General features: G+C 62.3%; 4 protein-coding genes and 1 pseudogene. 2 read left to right on the forward strand and 3 right to left on the reverse strand.

What is annotated here, in order from left to right:
• Positions 1–893: 893 nt before the first annotated feature.
• Positions 894–1,643 (forward strand): annotated as a pseudogene (locus CSZ94_RS26870) (phage integrase N-terminal domain-containing protein); the annotation flags it as partial.
• A gap of 21 nt (positions 1,644–1,664) precedes the next feature.
• Here the strand turns inward: CSZ94_RS26870 and CSZ94_RS26875 are convergent.
• The 3 genes from CSZ94_RS26875 to CSZ94_RS26885 all read right to left on the reverse strand — a co-directional run bounded on the left by CSZ94_RS26875 (position 1,665) and on the right by CSZ94_RS26885 (position 3,846).
• Positions 1,665–1,913: a hypothetical protein gene (locus CSZ94_RS26875; RefSeq protein WP_180977649.1), complete on the reverse strand. Its 249-nt coding sequence runs from the start codon at positions 1,911–1,913 to the stop codon at positions 1,665–1,667.
• A 110-nt stretch (positions 1,914–2,023) separates the two neighbouring features.
• Complete coding sequence (locus CSZ94_RS26880) at positions 2,024–2,776, reverse strand: LytR/AlgR family response regulator transcription factor (protein WP_102124294.1); 753 nt, start codon at positions 2,774–2,776, stop codon at positions 2,024–2,026.
• Positions 2,773–3,846, reverse strand: coding sequence for a sensor histidine kinase (locus CSZ94_RS26885; RefSeq protein WP_180977648.1), 1,074 nt, complete (start codon positions 3,844–3,846; stop codon positions 2,773–2,775). The genes CSZ94_RS26880 and CSZ94_RS26885 overlap by 4 nt, the downstream gene beginning before the upstream one ends.
• Positions 3,847–4,078: 232 nt before the next feature.
• On the opposite strand from CSZ94_RS26885, the gene CSZ94_RS26890 reads away from it, so the two are divergent.
• Positions 4,079–5,077, forward strand: a 999-nt coding sequence (locus CSZ94_RS26890) for a formylglycine-generating enzyme family protein (RefSeq protein WP_258001233.1), incomplete at its 3' end; no start/stop codon positions are given.

Genomic DNA, 5,077 nt, shown 5'->3' on the forward strand with positions numbered 1-5,077 from the left:
TAGCAAGAAGTGGACGATGCCAATACGGGACTGGAAAGCGGCACTGAACCGCTTCGCCATCCAGTTTGAAGACCGGGTACCGCAGACTTAAACGAAAAACCGTTTACACAGAATTCAGTACACCCCCAATGTTTCTTGACACCTTCGCTACGCTTGGATAAAGTACCAAGCGTCGGTCTTCGGCATTTTTGTACCCCGCAATTTCAAGTTGTTCTGTCCCCGGGAGAGAACAGCTTTTCGCAACGCCAGGCGTTTGGCATCGCTCGCTTTCATCCAATCGCGAGCACTCATCACCATCAAAAAATCCAGTTTTTACTTGGCTAGGTCTTGTCTGCAAGGCTCTACAGGCAGGTACAGAGTGAACCCCAAAACGTGTTGTCATCTGCGTTCTAGCGCAATCTCAGGGAAAACTCGATCACAGATCGATGTTCCTGCTTGAGCTGTTAGCGCTGACGAACACGCTGCAGCCATATCTCCATTTCTTCTTCGCTTCGAAGAGCACCACCCTCCAGCACTTCAACTGCAAACATCGTGATCGGGTTAGTCCCCTTCAGGCCGCATGTGCGTCAGGCACGGCACCTGAGAACGTCACGCCAGCTCTCACTGGTCTTCCCACAACTAGAGGCGCGCACCCTCAATGCCTTGACCTGGTCCGGGAGTGCGCAGCGAGAACCTGCTCAATGTTCAGTTCTCTTCCCCGGAAGAGAGACCGAGTACCGCAAGGGCTCGGCGCATCTGTGGTTGGCAGTAAGGCCCGCTGATGTGAAACCGGTTTATTTAAGACGGGAGCCTTACCCCCGCCTGTTCGATCCGCTGGGCTTCCGCGTCTGCTGATAAGAGGTATCGATGGTTCTTGTGGAGGACATATGTGGCAAAACAAAGTGAACGACATTATGAAATTGGCAGGCACACGCCGGGTCAATGGCAAGGTGGCGTCCGAACGAACCCAGACACTGACGAAAGACGTTTTATATGCATCGATCCGGCGGCTGCATGAGCTTGGCTACAAGATTCAGGATCCGAAGAATCTCGGTGAACGGCACATCGAAGTGCTCGTCAAGCACTGGTGGTATTGCCAGCACAAGAAAGCCAAGACCATCCAGAACGACCTGTCCCGATTACGGGTTTTCTGCTCAATGCTCGGCAAGCCAGGCATGGTTGGCGCCGTCCAGAAATATCTGCCGGATGTAGATCCTGAATTGTTGAAAGTGCGTTCAGCTGCACGCAGCACGAAGTCCTGGTCTGGGCATGGCATTGATCTGGTCGAGACATTCCGTACCGTTGACGAGAGCGACCCGTGCCTCGGTTTGATGTTGCGTCTCGAGTTGGGCTTTGGCCTGCGACGCGAAGAGGTCCTGAAATGCAATCCACATGTTCAGGACTATGGCCATTACTTACAGGTTTTTCCGGGGATGGGTAAAGGCGGTCGCTGGCGAAATATTCCTATCGTTTCAAACGCGCAGCGCGATTTGCTCGACTACGTCAAAGCACGCGTGCCGAAAAGCAAAGCGCTTGGCTGGGAGTATTCCCACTCAGGGCAGACAGCGAGTCTGGAACAGAACATCCGCCGCTACGAAAACGCGATGACGTCGCTCGGCTTCACGAAAGCCGATGCCGGCGTTACAGGACATGGATTGCGGGCGCAATTTGCCGAAAACCATGCACTACTGCTCGGGATGATACGCGAACACGGAGGCGTCCGATACCAGTCGCGCGCGCACCACGCCCCATTTGTCCATCGTCGCGCGCGAGCCATTCTCGAACACCACCACGTCCTGCGACGTGGGAAGGCGCCAAGTCAGCGACTCCATCTGGCGCCCGTCGACCGTGTCGATGACGGTGGTAGGCAAGGCGGCAAGGGCAGGCATCGCGCTCGCGGCGCACAGCAAACCGATAGGCAGTACTTTGAACATGGGGAGTCTACTGCAATGAAAACACCAGCATCGCCGATGGCAGGGCCCGCCGCGCCGGCCATGCGACGAATCGACCGCCGGCGCGACAGATGCCAAGCGGGCAGGACGCGCTACATGGCCCTGAACAGGTGGACGAAGGCGCGGCTTACGGGCAGCTCGCGCGCGTGGCCGCTCATGCGCACGAACAAGCGGCTGGCGTCGTCGCGGCGCGTGCCGTCCAGCCAGGCCAGGTTGATCAGGGTGGAGCGGTGCACTTGCCAGAATTGTTCCGGATCAAGCTGGGCCGCCAGCTCGGTGATCGGCGTGCGGATCAGGAATTCGCCGTCTACGCTGGCGACCACCGTGTACTTGTCGTCGGCATGGAAAAAGTGGACCTTGGCCACGTCGAGGTGGTGCGTGCGCTCGCCCCGGGACGCGAGGATGTAGCGCAGCCGGGGGCGGGCTGGGCCGTGTGCTGCCGTCAGCTGCCGCAGGGCCTGCGCCATGGCCGCACTGGCGGGCGGCAGGGGCGGCACGGACCGCAGGCGCGCCACGGTGCGGGTCAGCCGTTCGGTGGTGACGGGTTTCAATACGTAATCGAGCGCCGCATGTTCGAAGGCCTGCACGGCAAATTCGTCGTAGGCCGTGACGAACACCACGCGGGTAGGGCCTTCGATGCCTTGCGCCACCTCAAGGCCGGACAGCCCGGGCATCTGGATGTCGAGGAAGGCGATATCGGGTTCCAGCCCGGCGATGCGGGCGGCGGCCTCGATGCCGTTGCGCGCCATATGGATAATCTGCAACTCAGGCCACAGGGTCAGCAACTGGTCGCGCAGGTACAGCGCCAAGTGCGGTTCGTCGTCCGCGATCAGGGCGCGCGTCATGTGGCCATCTGTACTGCGGGCGCGCCGTCACCGCGCCGGTATGGCAGTTCCAGCACGGCTTCGACGCCATGCCCGCTCTCGCGCTCGCGCAGCGCCAGGCTGGCGTTGGCATCGAACTGGGCTAGCAGGCGCGAACGTAGATTGGCCAGCGCCATGCCGCTGCCCGGGCGCGTCGGCTTGCCGGGTGCCGCCAGGCCCGCACCGTCGTCCAGCACGCGCACCTCCAGACGGCCCGCGCGCACCACGGCTTGCACGACGATGCTGCCGCCGTCCAGCGTGGGCGCCAGTCCGTGCTCGATGGCATTTTCCACCAGCGGCTGCAGCATCAGCGCGGGCATGCGGGCCAGGCGCGCTTCCGCGCTGGCGTCGATCCGGAAGCGCAGCCGCTCCTCCATGCGTATTTGCAGCAAGGAAAGATACTGACTCGCCATATCAAGTTCCGCGTCCACCGTGCTGTCGCCCTGGCGCAGCTGCGCCAGGCTGGCGCGCAGGTAGGCGGAAAACGTTTCCAGCATGCGTTTCGCGCGTGGCGGGTCGTAGTCCATCAGGCTCTGGATATTTGCCAGGGTATTGAATAGCAGGTGCGGCTCGATCTGCCCCTGCAGCAGGCGCAGGCGCGCATCCGTTACTTCGGTTTGCAGCTGCTGTTGGCTCAGTCGCGAGCGCCACCACGCCCAGTTGGCGCCCATGACAAACAGGATAAAGACGGCAAACTTGGTCAGCGCGGCAGGCAGCGAGACGAACATGCCCCACAGCTTGAAACCCACCAGTATCGGGACGATGGTGAAGCCGATGCTCATGCCCAGGATGATGGCCGCCAGTGCCAGCGCGCCCAGCGCCATGCCGGCGCGGAGGCTGCGCACCTGCGATATGCGCTCGACGAGCGGCGCCGGCAGCCAGCGCCCGGCCAGGCGCAGCACGCCGAACAAGGTGTGCACGATGCACAGGCAGATGCCGATATTCGGCAGCAGCGACGCCCACCACCAGTGCGGCCGGTCGACCCGGCCGAAGATGGCGACGATGACCATCAGGCCAAGTGCTAGGGCGATGCCGGTCAGGGAGATGAGCAACAGGCGGATGAGAATGGGAACTTCGTGCCGGGGACGCAACTCCCATAGGGACCTCCAGCCCTGCAGCAAGCTTGTTTTTTGGATCATGTACATAGTATAGCGGCCCGTTGCCTGATTGACCAGAACACGGCTTGCCATTCGTCGGCTGTACTGTCGATTCGTCGCATGGGCAGGGCAAGGGGCCGGCCCGGCTGTCAATCTGTACTTTCATCCACCCATCATCAGGAACCACATGAAGCACAGAATGCTTATCCTTGCCTGCGCCGTCTCTTGCAGCGCGCAGGCCGCCGCCACTCCCATCCTCCCGCCCATGGTCAGTATTCCCGCCGGCGTATTTACCATGGGCAGCACGGAGCCGCGCATCGGCGACGGCAGCCATAACCCGGCCGAAGGGCCGCCCCACGAAGTGCGCATGGCCGCATTCCGCCTGGCAAAATACGAGACGATGGTGGCGCAGTTCCGGCAATTTGTTGCCGCCACAGGCTATCGGGCGGCCGGCGAATGCTGGGAATTCGACCGCAACGATGGCATCGCACTCAGGGAGTCTGGCTGGGATGCCCCTGCGCATGCGCCAACCGACTACCACCCCGTCATGTGCGTCAGCTGGAACGACGCCACGGCCTATGTGCAATGGCTGTCGCAGCAAACGGGCCGGGCCTTCCGCCTGCCCAGCGAGGCGGAGTGGGAATACGCGGCGCGCGCCGGCACGGCCACGGCATACTCGTCCGGCGATGCTCCTGAGCAATTGTGCAGCTATGCCAACATGAAAGACCGGCGCTTCAAGATTGCCGCCCGACGCGACTTCGGCCTCGACATGCTGGTCACCGATTGCGACGATGGCGCGGAGTATACGGCCGTCGTGGGCATGTATGCGCCCAACGGCTACGGCTTGCACGACATCATGGGCAATGTGGCCGAGTGGGTGGCTGATTGCCAGCATCCCGATTACCGGGGAGCGCCCGCCGACGGGTCGGCCTGGCGCAGCGGTTGCGAGGAGGAAGGCGACTATTTCATCACGCGAGGCGGCAGCTATTCTGCCTCACGCCAGGTGCTGCGCAGCGCCGCGCGCGGGCATGGCGGACGGGGCAATGCCAGCAGCCTGGGCGAAGGTTTCCGCATCGCCGAAGACCTGGGCAGCTTCACGGCCGGCAGCTGCGCCGAGGGCGACGCCGCCTTTGTCGCGGCGCTGGCGGCGGCGCGGCAGGCGCAACGCGATGCCGGGGGGGGGGGG

Source organism: Janthinobacterium sp. ROICE36, assembly GCF_002869965.1.
GTDB lineage: Bacteria > Pseudomonadota > Gammaproteobacteria > Burkholderiales > Burkholderiaceae_D > Janthinobacterium.